18 protein-coding genes and 1 pseudogene are annotated in these 19565 nt (G+C 74.1%); 12 read left to right on the forward strand and 7 right to left on the reverse strand.

Translation table 11 applies throughout. The annotated features are described in order from the left end of the window. Positions 1-255: 255 nt before the first annotated feature. Positions 256-696, forward strand: a complete 441-nt coding sequence (locus ACFWUQ_RS04335) for a MarR family winged helix-turn-helix transcriptional regulator (protein WP_384532562.1) — start codon at positions 256-258, stop codon at positions 694-696. 80 nt (positions 697-776) lie between these two features. Here ACFWUQ_RS04335 and ACFWUQ_RS04340 read toward each other — a convergent pair whose 3' ends face one another. Continuing rightward, a complete protein-coding gene (locus ACFWUQ_RS04340) occupies positions 777-1550 on the reverse strand; it encodes a protein phosphatase 2C domain-containing protein (protein WP_384532565.1) in 774 nt (257 codons plus the stop codon). A 387-nt stretch (positions 1551-1937) separates the two neighbouring features. On the opposite strand from ACFWUQ_RS04340, the gene ACFWUQ_RS04345 reads away from it, so the two are divergent. The 5 genes from ACFWUQ_RS04345 to ACFWUQ_RS04365 all read left to right on the forward strand — a co-directional run bounded on the left by ACFWUQ_RS04345 (position 1938) and on the right by ACFWUQ_RS04365 (position 7873). After that, positions 1938-4889 carry a nitrate- and nitrite sensing domain-containing protein gene (locus tag ACFWUQ_RS04345; protein ID WP_384532568.1) on the forward strand — a complete coding sequence of 984 codons (2952 nt, stop codon included), beginning with the start codon at positions 1938-1940 and terminating at the stop codon, positions 4887-4889. After that, positions 4886-5374: a roadblock/LC7 domain-containing protein gene (locus ACFWUQ_RS04350; protein ID WP_384532570.1), complete on the forward strand. Its 489-nt coding sequence runs from the start codon at positions 4886-4888 to the stop codon at positions 5372-5374. Before ACFWUQ_RS04345 ends, ACFWUQ_RS04350 begins: the two co-directional genes overlap by 4 nt. Then, a complete protein-coding gene (locus ACFWUQ_RS04355; protein WP_384532573.1) occupies positions 5371-5763 on the forward strand; it encodes a DUF742 domain-containing protein in 393 nt (130 codons plus the stop codon). Before ACFWUQ_RS04350 ends, ACFWUQ_RS04355 begins: the two co-directional genes overlap by 4 nt. Then, positions 5744-6460: an ATP/GTP-binding protein gene (locus ACFWUQ_RS04360; RefSeq protein WP_384532576.1), complete on the forward strand. Its 717-nt coding sequence runs from the start codon at positions 5744-5746 to the stop codon at positions 6458-6460. The genes ACFWUQ_RS04355 and ACFWUQ_RS04360 overlap by 20 nt, the downstream gene beginning before the upstream one ends. 72 nt (positions 6461-6532) lie before the next feature. Further along, positions 6533-7873, forward strand: coding sequence for a styrene monooxygenase/indole monooxygenase family protein (locus ACFWUQ_RS04365; protein ID WP_384532579.1), 1341 nt, complete (start codon positions 6533-6535; stop codon positions 7871-7873). A gap of 167 nt (positions 7874-8040) precedes the next feature. On the opposite strand, the pseudogene ACFWUQ_RS04370 reads toward ACFWUQ_RS04365, so the two are convergent. The 3 genes and pseudogenes from ACFWUQ_RS04370 to ACFWUQ_RS04380 all read right to left on the reverse strand — a co-directional run. Beyond that, positions 8041-9012, reverse strand: a pseudogene (locus ACFWUQ_RS04370) (C40 family peptidase); the annotation flags it as partial. A gap of 252 nt (positions 9013-9264) precedes the next feature. Further along, complete coding sequence (locus ACFWUQ_RS04375) at positions 9265-9636, reverse strand: hypothetical protein (protein WP_384532582.1); 372 nt, start codon at positions 9634-9636, stop codon at positions 9265-9267. Beyond that, the gene (locus ACFWUQ_RS04380; RefSeq protein ID WP_384532585.1) at positions 9636-10043 is read right to left on the reverse strand and encodes a DUF6325 family protein; all 408 of its coding nucleotides are present in this window, start codon (positions 10041-10043) and stop codon (positions 9636-9638) included. Before ACFWUQ_RS04380 ends, ACFWUQ_RS04375 begins: the two co-directional genes overlap by 1 nt. A gap of 96 nt (positions 10044-10139) precedes the next feature. Between ACFWUQ_RS04380 and ACFWUQ_RS04385 the strand changes: the two genes are divergently transcribed. Genes ACFWUQ_RS04385 through ACFWUQ_RS04395 form a run of 3 tightly spaced genes read left to right on the forward strand, consistent with a single transcriptional unit; the run spans position 10140 to position 13459 of the window. Further along, positions 10140-11504 (forward strand): FtsW/RodA/SpoVE family cell cycle protein, encoded by a 1365-nt coding sequence (locus tag ACFWUQ_RS04385; protein WP_384532588.1) that lies wholly within the window; start codon positions 10140-10142, stop codon positions 11502-11504. Further along, entirely contained in the window at positions 11501-12970 is a 1470-nt protein-coding gene (locus ACFWUQ_RS04390) for a penicillin-binding transpeptidase domain-containing protein (protein ID WP_384532590.1), read from the forward strand. Before ACFWUQ_RS04385 ends, ACFWUQ_RS04390 begins: the two co-directional genes overlap by 4 nt. Before the next feature lie 42 nt (positions 12971-13012). After that, positions 13013-13459 carry a DUF3291 domain-containing protein gene (locus tag ACFWUQ_RS04395; RefSeq protein WP_384532593.1) on the forward strand — a complete coding sequence of 149 codons (447 nt, stop codon included), beginning with the start codon at positions 13013-13015 and terminating at the stop codon, positions 13457-13459. 65 nt (positions 13460-13524) lie between these two features. Here the strand turns inward: ACFWUQ_RS04395 and ACFWUQ_RS04400 are convergent, their stop codons facing one another. Next, a complete protein-coding gene (locus tag ACFWUQ_RS04400; protein ID WP_384532596.1) occupies positions 13525-14637 on the reverse strand; it encodes a ferritin-like domain-containing protein in 1113 nt (370 codons plus the stop codon). A gap of 166 nt (positions 14638-14803) precedes the next feature. On the opposite strand from ACFWUQ_RS04400, the gene ACFWUQ_RS04405 reads away from it, so the two are divergent. The 3 genes from ACFWUQ_RS04405 to ACFWUQ_RS04415 are packed head-to-tail and all read left to right on the forward strand — an operon-like array spanning position 14804 to position 16756. Beyond that, the gene (locus ACFWUQ_RS04405) at positions 14804-15733 is read left to right on the forward strand and encodes a diiron oxygenase (protein ID WP_384532599.1); all 930 of its coding nucleotides are present in this window, start codon (positions 14804-14806) and stop codon (positions 15731-15733) included. A gap of 29 nt (positions 15734-15762) precedes the next feature. After that, a complete protein-coding gene (locus tag ACFWUQ_RS04410; RefSeq protein ID WP_384532601.1) occupies positions 15763-16476 on the forward strand; it encodes a TetR/AcrR family transcriptional regulator in 714 nt (237 codons plus the stop codon). A gap of 10 nt (positions 16477-16486) precedes the next feature. Further along, positions 16487-16756 (forward strand): hypothetical protein, encoded by a 270-nt coding sequence (locus ACFWUQ_RS04415; RefSeq protein WP_384532604.1) that lies wholly within the window; start codon positions 16487-16489, stop codon positions 16754-16756. A gap of 604 nt (positions 16757-17360) precedes the next feature. On the opposite strand, the gene ACFWUQ_RS04420 is transcribed toward ACFWUQ_RS04415, so the two are convergent. Together ACFWUQ_RS04420 and ACFWUQ_RS04425 are read right to left on the reverse strand one after the other, a co-directional pair. Next, positions 17361-18593, reverse strand: coding sequence for a histidine kinase dimerization/phospho-acceptor domain-containing protein (locus ACFWUQ_RS04420; protein WP_384532606.1), 1233 nt, complete (start codon positions 18591-18593; stop codon positions 17361-17363). Then, a complete protein-coding gene (locus ACFWUQ_RS04425; protein ID WP_384532609.1) occupies positions 18590-19504 on the reverse strand; it encodes a hypothetical protein in 915 nt (304 codons plus the stop codon). Before ACFWUQ_RS04425 ends, ACFWUQ_RS04420 begins: the two co-directional genes overlap by 4 nt. Positions 19505-19565 lie beyond the last annotated feature (61 nt).

The following is a 19565-nucleotide window of genomic DNA, read 5'->3' on the forward strand; positions in this document are numbered from 1 at the left end:
CGACCCCGCGGAGGCCCGGGCCCCGGCCTCGGCCCGACCCCCGCGGAGGCCCAGGTCCCGGCCGCCGCCCGACCCCCTGGGCGGCGGCCGCCCTGCCGCCCGGCGAGGGCACCCGCACCGCCGGACGTATGGCCCCGGTCCCCGCTCCGGCGGGGCCCCGGGGCCCCGCCGCGCCCCCTGCGAAATACTGGGCGTCCACCCGCGGGCTGCCGTCAGGCGCCCTCCGGGTGCCATCCACCATCGAAGGAGCGGGACGTGCACGGGAGTGAAGACCAGGAGTTCCTTGCCCTGGAGCGGGAACTGTCCGTCTTCCTCCGGCGCGCCCGCGCCTCCTCGGGAGAGATGGCCCGCGCCCTCCACCCCGAGCTGGAACCCGCCGCGTACGGGCTGCTCGTACGCCTGGAGGCCGCCGGCCGGCAGCGGGCCACCGAGCTCGCCGCGTACTTCGGGGTCGGGAAGGCCACCATGAGCCGGCAGCTGCGGGCCCTGGAGATCCTCGGCCTGGTCGCCCGCGAGCCGGACCCCGCCGACGGCCGGGCCTTCCTGGTCGGCCTCACCGAGGAGGGCCGCGACCGGTTCCTGCGGGTACGGGGGGCCCGGCGCGAGCAGTACATGCGCAAGCTCGCCGACTGGGACCGGGGCGAAGTGGCGGAACTGGCCCGACTGCTCAACCAGCTGAACGCGGGCGCGGAGTAGCCGACCGCGGACGCCCCCCGGCTGCGAACCCCGCCCCCGGCTGCGAACCCCGCCCCCGGCTGCGAACCTCGCCCCCGCGGCTACAGCTCCGCGTACGCCGCCGACGCGTCGTCGTGCCGCTTGTGCCGGGCCGGCGGCCGGGCCGGGTCGGACTCGATGGCGCGGACCCGGCCGATCAGGCCCTCCGCGCCCTCCTTCCGCAGCACCGCCACGCACGCCCCCCAGTCGCCCTCACCGAACGTGTCCGTCCACCTGCTCGCGCCGTCCGTGAGCACCGCCACCGCCCGCATCCCCTCCCTCGGCGTGCGCCCCGTCACCGCCCGGGCCGCCACCGCGGGGTCCGCCGCCGCCGTGAAGAAGCCGCCCTCCGCGTTGCGCAGCGCGTCCGTCGCCGCCACCGAGCGCAGCACCTCCCGGGGTACCCGCTCCAGCCGGTCGTCGAGGACCGCCGTCACCTCGCCCCCGGCCGCCTGGAGGAGCAGTACGGAGTCCGACAGCACCAGGTGCTCCACGTACGACGCGTCCCAGCGGACGACGACCACCGTCGCCTGCGGCGTACGGATGTGAGAAAGGTCACAGGTGTCACGGTGTGCCTCGGCCGTGCCGCGGACCGCTTCGGCCAGGATTCGGTCCAGCGGCATGTCCCGTCGCGATCCGGACAGTTCGGTCAATCGGCCGCCGAGTCTCGCCGTGAACCACGGCACCCCGTGCACGCAGCCGTCCTCACCGCGCGGCGGGGTGACCCCGTCCAGGGCGACCAGGACACCGCCGCCCGAAGCGGGGATCGCGGCCGACAGCCAGTCCTCGTTGGGGCGTTCCGGGTCGCCGGGGGCCGAGGCGAGGTCGATGCGCATACGGACATCCTGCCCGGCAGGGGGCAAGGGCGCGCGATCAGGTACGTACCGCGGGGGCCGGCGCCCGGCCGCGCCGGACCGCCGTCAGCCGGGAGCGGGACGGGCCCGCGGCGCATGTGGGCGGGCATCCTGCCAAAGCCCCCATCGATCTTTCAACCACCCGTCCACGGACGGCCTTCTGGCACAGGGTGTCCGAGTTGGTCGCCAACTCATCCGTGATGTTCACTCGTTCAGGTGGCGGGGTGGGCGATCTGAGGCTCTCTCCCCATCACACTGCCAAGGTCTGAGGCGGTACGAGGGGGCAGGGAGCGTTTACTTGTTGACCGGCCGTTACCTCGGCCACACGAGTAGACGAGCCAGAGCCCACGTACAGGATTGCGAGTACCGGTGCAGAAGAAGCGGTCTCGGAAGAACGGCACCGCCACCGACGGCCCGGCCCCCGCAGGGCGGCGCGTCCGCGTGCGCAGCAGGCTGGTCGTGGGTGTTGCCGTCGCAGGACTCACCGTCCTCGCGGCCGGTGCCCCCGCCGTCGTATCCGCCACGACGGAACTGAACGACTCCCAGCGCCTGGTCAACCTCGCGGAGCAGACCGGGCAGACCCTCACCCTGGCGCACCTCCTCGGCGACGAGCGCGACGCCGTCGTCGAGTACGCGGCCAAGGGCCGGCCCGGCGCCGCCCGCGGGCCCGTCCAGGAGCGCACCGCGCGCACCGACCGGCAGCTCGCCGAGGTGCGTGCCGAGGCGGACGAGGAGCTCGCCCGCGCCCTGGGCCGGGTCCAGGCCGTCCGTACCGAGGCCGTCGACGGCAAGGGCAGCGCCCTCGCCGCCCACCAGGCCTACGCCGGGGTCATCGCCGAACTCCTCGCCCCGGGCGACCGGCTCGCCGAGCTGACCCCGCCGCGCGCCGGGGCCGCCCTCACCACCACCCGCCCCCTGGCCCCGCTGGGCCAGGCCGTGGAACAGGCCTCGGCCACCCGTGGACTGCTGCTCGCCGCGTTGGCCGTCCCCCGCGGCGAGCAGCTCCCCAACTCGGCCGTGGTCGACGAGCTCACCACCGCGGCCCAGCGCTCGCGCGTACGGGAGCAGGCCGCCCTCGACGACTTCGGACGGGTCGCGCGGCCGGACGTGCGCCAGACCCTGGCCGCCACCGTCACCGGCCCCGAGGTCAAGGCCGCCGAGGACTTCCTCAAGCGGCTCACCGACCGGCCCACCCTCACCCCGGCCGACCGCCGGACCGACGCGGCGGCCCTCGGCTCCGCGCTCACCGCCCGCGTGGACCGCATCCGCTCCGTGGAGTCCACCCTCGCCGGCCAGCGGGCCTCCTCGCTCGCCGCGCTGCGCGACGACGACGTGACACGGCTGGAGGTCCTGGTCGGACTGCTCGGCGTGCTGTTCCTGGTCGCCGTCGGCGTATCGACCGCCGTGGCCCGCTCGCTGACCCGCCCGCTGTCGGTCCTGCGCCGGGGCGCGGAGCGGCTGGCGACCCCGGAGGGCTCCGTGGAACCGGTCCGGTTCACCGGCCGCAACGACGAGTTCGCCGAGGTCGTCCGCCATCTGAACGCGGTACGGGACCAGACCGTCTCCCTGCACACCCGTATCGCCGGGCTCGACGCCGACCGGCGCCGGATCATCGGCCGCAGCGAGGCGCTGACCGCCGGCCGCGAGGTGCTGGAGGAGGAGCTGGCGAAGCTGCGGGCGGGGCTGGAGGAGCACCGGCGCAACATGTCGACGACCTCCGTATCACTGTCCCTGCGGACCCTGGGCCTCGTCGAGCGCCAGCTCGCGGTCATCGAGGAGATGGAGTCCAAGGAGCAGGACCCGGACCGGCTCGCGACCCTCTTCAAACTGGACCACCTGGCGACCGTGATGCGCCGCCACAACGAGAACCTGCTGGTCCTGGCCGGCCAGGAGCACGGCCAGGGGCAGGGCCCGCCCGTCCCGCTGGTCGACGTCATGCGGGCCGCCGTCAGTGAGATCGAGCGCTACGAGCGCGTCGACCTCGCGGCACTGCCCTCGTACACCCAGGTCGCGGGGCACGCGGCCGACGACATCTCGCACGTCCTCGCCGAACTGCTGGAGAACGCGACGACGTTCTCGCCGCCGGACGCCACGGTGAAGGTGTCGGGATGGCTGCTGGACTCCGGCGACGCGGTGCTGTCCGTCGTGGACCGGGGCATCGGGGTCACCGAGGACCGGCTGGAATCGCTGAACTCCCGGCTGTCCTCGCCCGACGCCTACGACGAGGAGCCCGAGGCGGAGCACGGCCTGGGCCTCGGCCTGTACGTGGCCGGGCGACTCGCGGCCCGCCACGGGGTCACAGCCGAGCTGCGCGCGGCCCGGCACGGCGGCACCGAGGCCCTGGTGGTCGTCCCGGCGGCGCTGCTGCCGGACACCCCGCCGACCTCCCCCGTCCACGGCTTCGCCGCACCGGGCGCGACGGCGCTGCGCCTGCCGGGCGTGATCGCGGAGGCGAACGAGAACACGCTGCCGACGCGGGCCCGCGGCGCCGAGGCCGCAGGCGCGGCGGAGCCGGCCGACGCCACGGAGTCGAGGGACGCCACGGAGTCGGGGGACGTCACCGAGCCGGCCGACGCCACGGCGCCCGTCGAAGCCGCCGCGCCGGTGGACGTCACGGAACCGGTGGAGCCGACCGGCACCGGGACCGGGCTCGGGATTGGGCTCGGGATCGAGACCGGGCTCGGGACCGGGACCGGGGAAGCCGACCGGGCCCCGGTTGCGGAGGCCGATCCCGCCGCGGCCGAGTCGTGGGCGCCGCCGCCGGACCAGGTGTCCACGGTGCCCGCGCCCGAGCCGGCCGCCGCCGAGGAGCTCCTGGCCAGGGTGGTGCCGGATGCCGCGGACGCCTTCGAGGCCGGAGCCGGTGCCCAGCTGCCGCCCGCCGAACAGGTGTTCACCGTCCCGGCCCCGACCGGCGAGGAGCGGCCGCCCGCACCCGACCCGGAGGCGCACCCGCACAGCCACGCGCCCGCCGAGGACAACTGGGTGCCCCGCCAGGGCAGCCACCCCGCGCACGAGGCGGACGCCGCCGAGGCCGTCACCGACAAGGGCCTGCCGAAGCGGACCCCGCGCACCGTCAGCACCGGCCGGGCCGAGGAGCCCGTACCGGCCGGGCCGCCGCGCCGGGTCGACGCCGACGAGCTGAGACGCCGCCTCGGCGGCTTCTACCAGGGGGCCCAGGACGGGCGCCGCGTCGTCGCGGCCGAGCTCGCGCGCGACGACGCGCCGCAGCACCCGCAGGACGACGTCCAGGACCGTGTTCAGGCCCGGGGACAGGGGCCGACCGACCAGGGGGACACCGCACAGGAGGCACGCAGATGACCGCGCCCAGTACGTACGGACTGAGCACCCAGGCCCGCAACCTGCAATGGCTGCTGACCGACCTGGTCGAGGAGGTACCCGGCGTCAACTCCGTCGCCGTCGTGTCCTCCGACGGCCTGCTGCTGCTCTCCTCCGATCCCGCTACGGGCGCGGCGGAGACGGGCCGGCCGGCCGGGCCGGCCAAGGGCCCGCGCGGCGCCTCGGCCGATCTGGCCACCATCGTCTCCGGCCTCGGCAGCCTCACCACCGGCGCCGCCGCCCTGATGGAGTGCGGATCGGTCAAGCAGACCATGGTGGCGATGGAGCACGGCTCCGTCTTCGTCATGGCGATCAGCGACGGATCGCTGCTGGGCGTGCACGCCACCCCGGACTGCGACATGAGCGTCGTCGCCTACCACATGGCCCTGTTCGTCGGCCGCGCCGGCCACGTCCTGACCCCCGAAGTCCGCAGTGAGCTGCGCCAGTCGATGGAGAAGACCCCGTGAGGAGTACGGCCTCCGACCGGCTGCCGATACGCGGAGCCGATCGCCGCACCGCCCGCGTCCGCCCGTACTCGCTCACGGGCGGCCGCACCCGCTTCACGCAAGTCCTGCTGGTCGAGACGTTCGTCGCCGCCCTGGACACCGCGCCGAAGCCGGAGCCCCACAAGCCCGACCGCATGCCGGAGATGCGCGCCATCGTCGAGGTGTGCCGCCGCATGCGCACGGTCGCCGAGATCGCGGCGCTGCTGAAACTGCCGCTCGGTGTGGTCCGCGTGCTGGTCAGCGACCTTGCCGACCAGGGTCGGATCCGTGTCTACGGGACGGGGCACGGCGTCGGCCGCCCCGAACGCGCGCTGCTGGAAAGGGTGCTCAGTGGGCTCCGCCGTCTCTGAATCCGCCGTCTCTGAATCCGTCGTCTCCGAAGCTGCCGCGTCCGGGGCCGCCGCGTCGGACGCCGCCGCTTCCCGAGCCGCGTCCGAGGCGGCCGCGTCCGGTCCCGCCGGCGCCGAGCCCGCGCAGCCCTGGCAGTACGACCGCTCCCGCGCCCCCGTCGCCGTCAAGGTGCTGGTCGCGGGTGGCTTCGGCGTGGGCAAGACCACCTTCGTGACCTCCCTGTCCGAGATCACCCCGCTGCGTACCGAGGCGGTGATGACCCAGGCAGCCGTCGGGACCGACGACCTGTCCGGCACGCCGGACAAGCGCACGACCACCGTCGCCATGGACTTCGGGCGCGTCACCCTCGACGACGACCTCGTCCTCTACGTGTACGGGACCCCGGGCCAGGAGCGGTTCTGGTTCATGTGGGACGACCTGGTGCGCGGCGCCATCGGCGGCATCGTGCTGGCCGACACCCGCCGGCTGCGGGACTGCTTCCCCGCCCTCGACTACTTCGAGAGCTGCGGCCTCCCGTACACCGTCGCCGTCAACCACTTCGACGGCTCGCGCGCGTACGAGCCCGAGGACGTGCGCGAGGCGCTGACGGTGCCGCCCCACGTACCTGTCGTGATCATGGACGCGCGCCGGCGCGCCACCGTGGTCGAGTCCCTGCTGACCCTCGTGGGCCACGCCCTCGACGCCACCCCCGAATAGCCCGGCCCCCGGCCCCGTCCCCCGGCCCCGTCCCGGTCCACCGTCGTACCAGCCCCCGAATCGAGAACTGAGATGCGCAAGATACTCGTCGTCGGAGCCGGTCAGTCCGGCCTCCAGCTCGCCCTCGGCCTCCAGTCGAAGGCGTACGAGGTCACCCTCATGTCCAACCGGACGGCGGACGAGATCCGCACCGGGCGGGTCATGTCCACCCAGTGCATGTTCGACACGGCGCTCCAGCACGAGCGCGACCTCGGGATCGACTTCTGGGACCGGCAGGCCCCGAGGATCGAGGGGCTGGGCGTCTCCGTCGCCGCCCCGGACGGCTCCCGTCCGATCGACTGGCTCGGCCGCCTCAAGGGGTACGCGCAGTCCGTCGACCAGCGCGTGAAGATGGCCGGCTGGCTCGACGCCTTCGTGCAGCGCGGCGGGCAGCTGGTCGTCCACGGCGCCTCCGTCGCCGACCTCGACTACTTCTCCCGTACCTACGACCTGGTGCTCGTCGCCGCGGGCAAGGGCGAGCTGGTCTCGATGTTCGGGCGGGACGCGGCGCGCTCCCCGTACGACGCCCCGCAGCGCGCGCTGGCCGTCTCCTACGTGCACGGGCTGGGACCGCGCCCCGAGCACCCGGACACCGAGGCCGTCCGCTGCAACCTCGTACCGGGTGTGGGCGAGCTGTTCGTGATGCCGACGCTCACCACCTCGGGCCGGGCGGACATCCTCTTCTGGGAGGGCGTGCCCGGAGGCCCGGTCGACGCCTTCAACGGAGTGAAGGATCCGGGGGAGCACCTGGCGCTCACCCTGGAGCTGATGGAGCGGTTCACGCCCTGGGAGTACGCCCGGGCCACGAAGGTGGACCTGACGGACGCGGGCGCCACCCTGGCGGGCCGGTACGCGCCGGTGGTCCGCAACCCGGTCGGCCGGCTCCCGGGCGGCGGCCTGGTCCTCGGCGTCGCGGACGTGGTCGTCGCGAACGACCCGATCACGGGGCAGGGTTCGAACTCCGCCGCCAAGTGCGCGGCCTCGTACCTCTCCTCGATCCTGATGCACGGGGACAAGCCGTTCGACGAGGCCTGGATGAAGGCGACGTTCGAGAAGTACTGGTTCACCACGGGCAAGGCCGTGACCCAGTGGACGAACGCGATGCTGGGCGTCCCGCCGGAGCACGTCCTGAACCTGATCGGGGCGGCTGGGCAGCTCCAGCCGGTGGCGGACCGGTTCGCCAACGGCTTCGACAACCCGGGCGACTTCGACGCGTACTTCTACGACCCGCAGGACGCGGCGGACTACCTGGCCCAGGTGGCCGGGGCGGCCGAGGCGGCGCCGGGCACCGGTCCGGACGGGTCCGCCGACGGGTCCGCCGCCGGGTCCGCCTCCGCGCCCTCCGCCGGGTCCGGGGCCTCTTCGGCGGAGTAGCCGCTGTCGTCCCCCGTCGCCGGTGCCTCGGGCAGCGGCGGCGGGGTGAACTCCGCCAGCGGGGACCCGTGCGGGTCCGGTCGGACGGCGCCCAGCAGCGGGTTCGCCGCGATCGGCGACACCTTGACCCTCGCGCCCGGCCGCGGCGCCTGGATCACCTTGCCGTCGCCGACGTACAGGCCGACGTGGGTGGCCTTCGGGAAGTAGACCACCAGGTCGCCCGGCCGCAGCCGGTCCAGCGGCACCTTCGGGAGCTGGGCCCACTGCTCCTGGCTGGTCCGCGGGATGGCCCGGCCGGCGTGCGCCCAGGCCTGCGAGGTGAGCCCGGAGCAGTCGAAGGACCCCGGCCCCTCGGCGCCCCAGACGTACGGTTTGCCGATCTGGGCGGTCGCGTAGGTGAGTGCCGCGCCGCCGGCGGCCGTGGGCGTACCGGTACGGGAGGGCAGCCGGCCGGAGTCCACCAGCCGCCGCTGCGCCTCGGCGGTGTTCGCGGCCTCCCGCGCGCCGAGCTGCGCCAGCTGCTCGGGGGTGAGGGCGGCCAGCGTCCGCTCGACCTCCTTGAGCTGCCGGGCGACCTCCTCCTTCCGGGCCCTGCGCTGCTCGGCCAGGGACTGCTGGGAGTCCAGGGCTCTGCGGGCCCGGGCCGCGAGGGCGTCGGCCGCCTTCTCACCGCGCGCGAGGCGGTGCAGTACGGCTGCCCGGCGGGCGCCCTCGCGGGCGGCGAGGCGGCGCTGGTCCAGTGCGGCCCGGGGGTCACCGGCGAGCAGCATCCGGGTGTACGGGGAGATGCCGCGGGCGCCCTGCTGGTACTGCTCGCGCGCGAGTCGCCCCGCCAGGGCCCGCTCGGAAGCGAGGGCGGTACGGGCCGTGGCGAGCTCGACGCTGAGCCGGCGCTCGTCGGCGGTCCGGGATCCAAGAGCGGCCTCGGTGGCGTTGTAGGCCTCGGTGGCCTCCTCCGCCTTCTGGTAGAGCCCCTGGAGGCGGGTGAGGAGCGCGCCGACGGACTCACCGCGCCCGGCGGGGAGCGGGGGTTCGGCGCGGGCGGCCGGGGCCGGGGCGAGGGTGAGGAGAGCCGCGGCGATGCAGGCGGCGCGAGTGGTGCGGGCGGCGCGGGCGCGGGACAGCGGCCGATGTGACATGGGATCACCTCCGAGGCGGCCGATGCTGCCACGCCCGGTATGACAAATCCCCCAACGGTGTCGGCCGGTCGCGGGCGGTCATCCGTTTGGGGGCCGCGCCGCGCCGGGGCCGGGGCCGGGACGCACGCGGCATGCGGAGCCGGAGCTACGCGTCCCCGCCGGTGCGCCGGTCAAAGCCGGTCACCGGGGCTCAGCGCCGGTCACGGGGGCTCAGCGCCGTTCAGCGCCGGCCGGTGGCGGGGAACCCGGGCGTCACGGGTGGAGCAGGCGGGCCTTCGCCGCGGTGAACTCGTCCGGGGTGAGCAGCCCCTCACGGGCCAGGGCGGCCAGTTGCGCGAGGTCGGCCGCCAGCCCCGGCCCAGTGGCGGGGGACGGCGGCCCCGGCCCCGGCTCCGCACCGGGTACGGCCGTCGGCTGCGGGGGCTCGGGGGCGTCGTCCGCTCCGGGTTCCGCCCCGGCGGACGGGGGTTCGGGTCGGGAGGGCGGCTCGGCGGCCCGGACGGCGCGGGTGAGGAGGCCGGGGGGCGGGGGTCCGGCGGCGCGGGTCAGCAGCCCCCGCAGGAGGGGGCGGCCCGCAGGGCGGTCCGCGGGGGTCACCGTCGCGTGCAGCGGGCGGACGAACATCAGGCGACCCCCGCCCGGGGTTCCGCCGGCACGCGTTCCACCGGGATGCGGACCGAGCCCACGATCCGGCCGCCCGCCGCGCGGACGGCGATCGCCGCGTCCTCGGCCCACACGTGCTCCACGACCAGCAGCAGCGCGCAGCTCCCGCGCTCCAGCAGCGCCGCGGCCTCCTGCACGTCCTCCGGTCCGATCAGCCGGGCGACGTCCCGGCCGGTGAGGAGGCCGTGCAGCTCCACGAACTCGTCGAACTCCGCCGCGAGGACCTCACCCGACGCCGTGTGCGTGGCCACGAGTCCGTCGATCAGCCGGACGACACCGGTCTTCCGCAGGCCCATCACGGCCTCGACCGCCGGTACGCGCAGCTGCTCCTCGGGGAAGGCGAGGACGATGAACTCCACAGGTCCCATGCGTCTGGGCTCCTCACACCTGACCGATTCTGACGACTCTTCGGCACACTATGACATAAGCGGACATAGCATCCGTCTGCTTGCTACGTTTCCCGTATGACCGCTCTGACGGCGAAGGCGGCGGAGCCCGCGCCGCCACCCCCCGGCCCCGCCACCCGCACGGGTCGCGGCGTCGAGCTGACCCTCCTCGCCGGCGCCGTCCTGATCGCCGTGCTGGGGTACCTGTACGTCGGCCTCGCGACCACCGGTCACCTGCCCCCGACCGCCCGGTACGCGGGCGGCCTCGCCGCCTTCGCCCTGGTCGCGCACCTCGCCGTCCGGTTCCGGGCCGCGTACGCCGACCCGCTGCTGCTCCCGATCGCCGTCCTGCTCAACGGCCTCGGCCTCGTCCTCGTCCAACGCCTGGACGCGACCACCCCGGAGCATCCCACCGCCGGGGACCAGCTCCTGTGGTCCGCTCTCGGGGCGGCCCTGTTCGTCCTCGCCGTCGTGCTGCTCCGCGACCACCGGGTGCTCCAGAGGTACGCGTACCTCTCCGTGGCCTCGGCGCTCGCGCTCATGCTGGTGCCGGTCTTCTTCCCGGCCGTCAACGGCGCGCACATCTGGATCCGGTTCGCCGGGCTGTCGTTCCAGCCGGGCGAGTTCGCAAAGATCCTGCTCGCCGTCTTCTTCGCCTCCTACCTCGCCGCCAACCGCACCGCCCTCGCCCTGACCGGCCGCCGGCTCTTCTGGAAGCTGCGCCTCCTGCCCGGCCGGGTCCTCGGCCCGATCCTGACCATCTGGCTGCTCAGCGTCGGACTGCTGATCCTGGAGCGGGACCTCGGCACCTCGCTCCTCTTCTTCGGGCTGTTCGTCATCATGCTGTTCACGGCCACGGGCCGGATCGGGTGGATCGCCATCGGCCTGGTCCTCGCCGCCCTCGGCGCGTACGCCGTGGGGACCTTCGAGCCGCACGTGCACAGCCGGGTGGAGGACTGGCTGAATCCTTTCGCCTCGATCGAGCGCGGTGAGGGCCCCGGCCAGCTCGCCCAGTCCCTCTTCGCCTTCGGCGCGGGCGGCCTGCTCGGCGCCGGGCTCGGCAACGGCCAGTCCTTCCTCATCGGCTTCGCCGCCAAGTCGGACTTCATCCTCGCCACCGCGGGGGAGGAGCTCGGCCTCGTCGGCCTGACCGCGATCCTGCTGCTCTACGGACTCCTCGTGGCCCGGGGCTTCCGGGCCGCACTGGCGCTGCGCGACCCCTTCGGCCGCCTGCTCGCCACCGGCCTCGCCTCGATCGTCGCGCTCCAGGTGTTCGTCATCGCCGGCGGCGTCACCGGGCTGATCCCGCTCACCGGGATGGCCATGCCCTTCCTCGCCCAGGGCGGCTCCTCCGTCGTCACCAACTGGATCATCGTGGCGCTGCTGGTGCGGCTCAGCGACAGCGCCCGCAGACCCCGCCCCGCAGAGGAGGCCGCCGCGTGATCCGCTACATCCGCTGGTGCGCGTACTTCTGCGCCCTGCTGCTCGTCGCGCTGCTGGTCAACATCGCCCGCGTGCAGGTCTGGGAGGCGGCGGCGTACGGGGCCAACCCCGCCAACAAGCGGCCCGCCATCGAGCGGTACGCCGAACCGCGCGGGGACATCCTGGTCGACGACCGCCCGGTGACCGGCTCCCGCGACAGCGGACAACTGCTGCGCTACGAGCGGACGTACCGCGACGGCCCGCTCTACGCCCCCGTCACCGGCTTCTCCTCGCAGACGTACGGGACCAGCTTCGTGGAACGGGCGGAGGACGCCGTGCTGTCCGGCACGGACCCCGGGCTCTCCGCCTTCCCCCTCTGGTACGAGCTGTCGCGGGGCCGGCCGGCCGGCGGGAACGCGGCCACCACCGTCCGCGCGGGCATGCAGCGGGCCGCGTACGCGGGGCTCGCGGGCAAGCGCGGGGCGGTGGCCGCCGTGGAGCCGGCCACCGGGAAGATCCTGGCCCTGGTCAGCAGCCCCTCCTACGATCCCGCCGTGCTCTCCGGTACCGGCGCCGGCGTCCGGCAGGCGTGGACGCGGCTCAACGCGGACCCGGCCAAGCCGATGCTCAACCGGGCACTGCGCGAGACGTACCCGCCGGGCTCCACCTTCAAGATCGTGACGGCGGCGGCCGCGCTCGACTCGGGTGTGGTCACCGACGTCGACGCGCCGACCGAGACCCCCGACCCGTACCCGCTCCCCGGTACCAGGACCCTGCTGCCGAACGCCGGCACGGGCTGCCGGGACGCGTCGATGGCGGAGGCGGTGCAGTGGTCGTGCAACACCGTGATGGCGAAGATCGGCGTACGGGTGGGGCTGCGGGCGATGGTGGAGGCGGCCGAGCGCTTCGGGTTCAACGACGGGCGGCTGCGGGTGCCGTCGTGGGTGTCCCGGTCGAACTTCGACACCGACATGAGCCGGGACCAGCTCGCGCTGTCCTCGATCGGGCAGTTCAACACGAAGGCGACCCCGCTGCAGATGGCGATGGTGGCGGCCGCGGTCGCGGGCGGCGGCGAGCTCAAGGCGCCCTACCTGGTCGACCGGACGACGCAGGACGACGGGGACCCGGTCCGCGGAGGCGGTCGCCAGACCCTCGGCCGGGCCATGAGCCCGGCCACCGCGCTGCGGCTCCAGGAGCTGATGGTGAAGGTGGTGCGGGAGGGGACCGGCCGTAACGCGGCCATCGAGGGCGCGGTGGTCGGCGGCAAGACGGGCACCGCGCAGCACGGGGTCGGCAACGCGGGCACCCCGTACGCCTGGTTCATCTCCTGGGCCAGGGCCGAGGGGGCGCCGCTTGCGGCGGTCGCGGTCGCGGTCGTGGTCGAGGACGCGGCGGCGGACCGGGGGGACATCAGCGGCAACAGCGCCGCCGCCCCGATCGCGCGGGCGGTGATGGAGGCCGCGCTCGCTCCGGCGTCCGGTCCGTGAAACGCCGAGCGGGAGCGGCGGGCGGGGTGGTAGCCGTACGGCATGACCTTCGAACTCGCACAGGTGAACATATCCCGCCTCAAGCACCCCTTGAACTCACCGCAATTGAAAGACTTCATGGACGGACTCGACCATGTGAACGGCGTCGCCGAGGCGGCGGACGGCTTCGTGTGGCGGCTGGTGGGGGAGGGGGACAACGCCACCGACGTGTCGATGTTCGGGGACGACTGGATCATCGTGAACATGTCGGTCTGGCGCGACGCGGACGCGCTGACGGCCTTCATGTACCAGGGGCGCCACCGTGAGCTGATGTCGCGCCGCCGGGAGTTCTTCGAGCACGTCAGGGAGGCGATGACGACCCTGTGGTGGGTCCCGGCGGGGGAGCGGCCGACGGTGGCGGACGCGGAGGAGCGGCTGACCCACCTGCGGGACCGCGGCCCGAGCCCGTACGCGTTCACCCTCCGGGAGTCCTTCCCGCCCGGCGCGTAGCCGCCGGTTTTCCCAGCCCCGCCCGCCCCGCCCCGCCTGCTCGGCCCCGGCGGCCGGGGGCGGGCTCAGTGCTCCGGACGCAGGCCTGAGGCGATCACCGCCTCCACCTCCGCCACCCGCTCGCGCTCCTCGGCCGCGAACCGCTCGGCGTCCAACGCCTCCGCGATCTCCTCGTCCTGGCTCATCAGCAGATCCAGGTTGGAGTCGCCCATGTCGAAGACGCCCATGTCCAGATACGCCCGCTGGAGCCGCTCGCCCCACAGCCCGATGTCCTTCACGCACGGCACGATCCGGCTGAACAGCAGCTTCCGGAAGAGGTGCAGGAACTCCGACTGCTCGCTGAACTGCTCCGCCTCCTTCTTCGGGATGCCGAAGTTCTCCAGCACCTCGACCCCGCGCAGCCGGTCCCGCATCAGATAGCAGCCCTCGATCACGAACTCCTCGCGCTCGCGCAGTTCGGCGTCGCTCAGCTGCTTGTAGTAGTCCCGCAGCGCCATCCGCCCGAAGGCCACGTGCCGGGCCTCGTCCTGCATCACGTACGCCAGGATCTGCTTCGGCAGCGGCTTGTCCGTCGTGTCGCGGATCATGCCGAAGGCGGCCAGCGCCAGGCCCTCGATGAGCACCTGCATCCCCAGGTACGGCATGTCCCAGCGGGAGTCGCGCAGGGTGTCGCCCAGCAGTCCCTGGAGGCTGTCGTTGATCGGGTAGAGCATCCCGACCTTCTCGTGCAGGAAGCGCCCGAAGACCTCGGCGTGCCGGGCCTCGTCCATGGTCTGGGTCGCGGAGTAGAACTTCGCGTCCAGGTCCGGCACCGACTCCACGATGCGCGCCGCGCACACCATCGCGCCCTGCTCGCCGTGCAGGAACTGGCTGAAGTTCCAGGCGGCGTAGTGCCGGCGCAGCTCCCCCTTGTCCTTCTCGGTGAGTTTCGCCCAGTGCCGCGTGCCGTAGAGCGTCAGGACCTCGTCGGGGGTGCCGAGCGGATCGTACGGGTCCACCTCGATGTCCCAGGCGATGCGCTTGGCGCCGTCCCACTGCTTGTCCTTGCCCTTCTGGTAGAGCGCGAGGAGCCGCTCCCGGCCGCCGTCGTACTCCCAGCTGAAGCGGGCCGCACCGGAGGCGGGGACGTCCCAGACGCCGTCGCCCGGGTGCCTGGTGTAGAGCTCGTGCGTCGACACTGACGCCCCCTTGCTACGTACTGCCGTACAGGACTGGACAGTTGGCAGCGTCACACGGTGGTAGACGCGCGGTCAACAAGTCGTGCGCGAGGGATTGACGACCTTGCTGACAAGCAGTCTCATAAGGAGTGACCGCCGGTAACTCGACGACGAGGTGTCCGAAGCCATGACGACCGTGACCGATCGAGCCGAGCTGAGGGACGCCCTCGGCCTGCTCAAGGACCGCGAGCAGATCGCCGAGCGGCTGCTCGAATCCTCAGCCAAGCACTCCTTCGACCCCGACAAGGAACTCGACTGGGACGCCCCCGTCATCGAGGGCAAGTACTACTGGCCGCCCGAGCTGCTCTCCCTCTACGACACCCCCCTGTGGAAGAAGATGGGCGAGGAGCAGCGCATCGACCTCTCCCGCCACGAAGCGGCGGCCCTCGGCTCGCTCGGCATCTGGTTCGAGATCATCCTGATGCAGCTCCTGGTCCGCCACATCTACGACAAGTCGCTGACCAGCAATCACGTCCGCTACGCCCTCACCGAGATCGCCGACGAGTGCCGGCACTCGATGATGTTCGCGCGGATGATCCAGAAGGGCGGCGCCCCCGAGTACCCGGTCTCCCGCCTCAACCACAACCTCGCGCGGATCCTCAAGACCGTCTCCACGACCCCGGGCTCCTTCGCCTGCACCCTCCTCGGCGAGGAGATACTCGACTGGATGCAGCGCCTGACCTTCCCGGACGAGCGCATCCAGCCGCTGGTCCGCGGCGTCACCCGGATCCACGTCATAGAGGAGGCCCGGCACGTCCGGTACGCCCGCGAGGAACTGCGCCGGCAGATGCTCACCGCCCCGCGCTGGGAACAGGAACTCACCCGCATCAGCTGCGGCGAGGCCGCCCGCGTCTTCTCGGTGGCCTTCGTGAACCCCGCCGTCTACGACAACATCGGCCTCGACCGGCGCGAAGCCGTCGCCCAGGTCCGCGCGAGCGGCCACCGCCGGGAGGTCATGCAGGCCGGATCGAAGCGGCTCACCGACTTCCTCGACGACATCGGCATCCTGCGCGGGGTCGGCCGGAAGCTGTGGCAGAGCTCCGGACTCCTCGCCTGAGGCACACGCGGTGCGGCTACCCTGCAGACATGACCGTACGCGCCTACCGCAGGCTGGGCGTCGAGGAGCGGCGAGCCCAACTCCTCGACGCCGCCCTCTCGCTGTTCGCGCACCGGGCGCCGGAGGAGGTCTCGCTCGACGACGTCGCCGAGGCCGCCGGGGTCTCGCGCCCCCTCGTCTACCGCTACTTCCCCGGCGGCAAGCAGCAGCTCTACGAGGCGGCCCTGCGCTCGGCGGCGGACGTCCTGGAGCTGTGCTTCGCCGAACCCCAGCAGGGCCCGCTGACCCAGCGCCTCTCCCGGGCCCTGGACCGGTACCTGGCCTTCGTCGACGAACACGACGCCGGTTTCGCCGCCCTCCTCCAGGGCGGCAGCGTCGTCGAGACCTCCCGCACGACGGCGACCGTCGACGGCATCCGCCGCGCCGCGGCCGACCAGATCCTCGTCCACCTGTCCGTCCCCGCCCCCGGGCCCCGGCTGCGGATGATGGTCCGCACCTGGATCACGGCGGTCGAGGCGGCGTCGCTCATCTGGATCGACGAGGGCAAGCAGCCGGAGGTCGACTCCCTCCGGGACTGGCTGGTGGACCAGTTCATCGCCCTGCTGACCGCCACCGCGGCCACCGACCCCGAGACGGCGACCGCCGCGCGGCAGGCCCTCGCCCTGGAGTCCCCGGACGGACCGGTCGGCGTCCTGGCCCGGCGGGTGATCCCGGTGGTCTCCGAGGCGGCCCACCTGCTGTGACACTGGAGGCGTGAGAAGCGAACCGACCCCCTTCGAAGGCGGCCCGATGGACGGGCGGGTCCTTGCGGTCCTGCTCGGCCCGACCGGACACCCCCCGAAGTGGTACGAGATCCCGGTCCCGACACCGGAGGGCCCCCCGACGGTGCTGCTCTACGAACGGGTCCCGGCGGGGTACAGCAAGCGGCTGGGCCTCCAGAAGGGCTGGAAGTACGCGTTCCGCCCCTCCGCCACCAAGCCGAAGCCGCGCTGGCCCTGGCGCCGCCCCACCCCGCCCTCGTAGGCCTCCGCCCCTCCCGGACCGTGCGGGACCCGCGCCACCTCACTCCGGGACATCTCGCCGTCCGGCGGGGCCGGCCGCCCCGGCGGGAGACGGGCGGTCCGCGCACCCGGTGGGCCCTTGGCCGCCTTCGCCCCACGGGGGCGCGGTTCCCGTCGGCGAGCGGCGGGGCGCCCCGCGCACCGACCGCAGTCCCCGCCCGCCGGGCTGCACGGGCGCGGTTCCCGTCGGCAGGGCGCGGCCGGCAGGCGCCCCGCGCACCCGCTGGGCCCCTGGCCGCCTTCGCCCCACGTGGGCGCGGTTCCCGTCGGCGAGCGGCGGGGCGCCCCCCGCACCGACCGCAGTCCCCGGCCGCCGGACTGCGCGGGCGCGGTTCCCGTCGGCGAGCGGCGGGGCGCCCCGCACCGACCGGAGTCCCGGCCCGCCGGGCAGCGTGGGCGCGGCTCCCGTCGGCAGGGCCCGGCCGGCGGGCAGGCGCCCCGCGCACCGACCGGAGTCCCCGCCCGCCGGGTTGCACGGGCGCGGGAGCCCCGAGCCCCCGGCGCGGTCAGCCCCGCCGAGCACCCGGCACGGGCACCGCACGGGCACCGGCGCGGGACGTATGCCGTCAGCCTCCCGGGAGCGACAGTACCGCCAACGCCCCGCCGCCCTCCGCCCGTTCGAACGCCAGCTCCGCGCCGATCGCCTCCGCCTGTCCCACCGCGATCGTGAGCCCCAGCCCGTGCCCCTTGCCCCCGCTGCGGAACCGCTGCGGCCCGTGCGCCATCAGGTAGTCGGGGAAGCCGTCGCCGTGGTCCCGTACGGTCACCACCGGCCCGTCCACCGTCAGTACCACCGGCGCCCGCCCGTGCTTGTGCGCGTTGGCCACCAGATTCCCCAGCACCCGCTCCAGCCGCCGCCGGTCCGTCTCCACGTGCGCGTCCCGCACGACGACCACGTCCGTGTCCGTCCCGGACGCCCGCACCACGCGCCGCGCCAACCGCCCCAACTGGTGCAGGTCCGTCTCCACCGCCTCGCTGCCCGAATCGAGCCGCGAGATCTCCAGCAGGTCCTCCGTCAGCTGCCGCATCGTCCGCACGCGCTCGCGCACCAGCTCCGTCGGCCGCCCCTCCGGCAGCAGCTCGGACGCGGCCTGCAATCCGGTCAGCGGGGTCCGCAGCTCGTGCGCCACATCCGCCGTGAACCGCCGCTCGCTCTCCAGCTTCGCCTGCAGGCTTCCCGCCATCGTGTCCAGCGCCGCCGCGACCGTCGCCACCTCGTCCTGGTGCCGGGCGGGGTCCTTGGTGCGGGGGTCGTCCACCCGCGCGTCGAGGTCGCCCTGCGTGATCCGCCGGGCCACCGTCGCCGTCTGGTGCAGCCGCCGCGTCACCCGCGTCACCGCGAAGGCGCCGACCAGCAGCGTGCCGCCGATCGCCAGGACCGAGGAGCCGATGATCGCGTTGTCCAGCCCGCTGATCGTCCGCGTGCTCTGGCCGTAGTCGACGATCGCGGCGAGCGCGCGCCCGTCCGCCGGCGCGGCGGCCCACATCGCCGGCTGGCCCTCGTAGTCGCCCACCGCCGTACCGCGCTGCCCGCCGACCGCGAGCGCCCGCAACCCGGGCGGCAGCCCCGGCGGATCCAACCCCGAGTACGGCGGCATGGCCTCGCCGGCCTCGTACGCGCGTGAGGCGTCGTGCAGCTTGGCCAGGGCCTTCTCGCGCGCGGTGGCCACCGTCTGCCGGGTCACCTCCACATGGACGAGCACGCCCAGTACGGCCGCCAGCGAGCAGCTCATCACGACGATGAAGCACGCCGACTTCCAGGTCAGCGTCGCGGTCCACGCGGGCGAGCGCAGCCTCACGGCGCGCCCGCGCCCGCGGCGGAGCCTGCGGCGGTGCCGGAGGCGGCACCGGTGGCGGATGCCGAGCCCGGCGCCCCGCCCGTGCCGGACGTCGGCCCCGCCCCGCCCGGAACCGCGTCGGCCCCGCCCGGCTTCGGCCGTCCGCCCGCCGGACTCCGCGGCTGCCCGGAGACCCGTACGATCTGCTCCCGCGTCGGCAGCATGGTGCGCTGCTTCTCGTCCCAGGACCACGCGGTGATCAGCTCGTAGCCGTTGTTCCCGCTGGGCACGCGCAGCATCACGTCCCGCCCGGCCAGGTCCACCGCGATGACCGTCTCCGTGGTGGCCATGATCCGATTGAGACGTCCGTCCGGGTCGGCCGTGTACACGCGTACGGACATCATCTTCTCCGGGAGCTCGATCCCGACGATCAGCTCGTCCTTGCCGTTCCCGGTGAGGTCCCGGTAGTACGGCGCCAGCACCGGGCAGCTTCCGGCCTTCGCGCCCTCCCGCCCGCAGGCGTCGATCGCGGCGGCGGTCTCGGCCGGCATCCCGTCCGCGCCCACGTCCGCGCCCGCGTGCGTGCGCACCTCCGCCCGGACGAGGGCCACCGGGTCGACGCCGTGCACGTCCTGGTCCCGTACCGGCGGCAGCCCCTGCACGTACTCGGGCGGCGCGCCCCCGGGATCGGGCGGCGGTACGGCGGCCCCCGCGCGGTCGGGCCACAGGTGTACGGGGCCGCTCACGGTCGGCGTGGAGCCGGCCGACACCAGCCCGCCGGTGTTGCCGCAGCCCGCCAGGACGCCCAGGACGGGCAGGGCCAGCAGCGCGACGGCGGCCCGGACGCGCGCGCCCGCCGCGACCCGAGTCGGCGGAACCGGAGCGGTCGTGCGCGGGATGGAGGTCGGCGAGGTGTTCACGAACTCCCGCATCCTCCGCATCCTCCACATCCTCCACTTCGTGCCGCGACAACTGATCGCGTCAACCTTATGC

Origin of the sequence: Streptomyces sp. NPDC058662 (assembly GCF_042716255.1) — a bacterium.
Classification (GTDB): domain Bacteria; phylum Actinomycetota; class Actinomycetes; order Streptomycetales; family Streptomycetaceae; genus Streptomyces.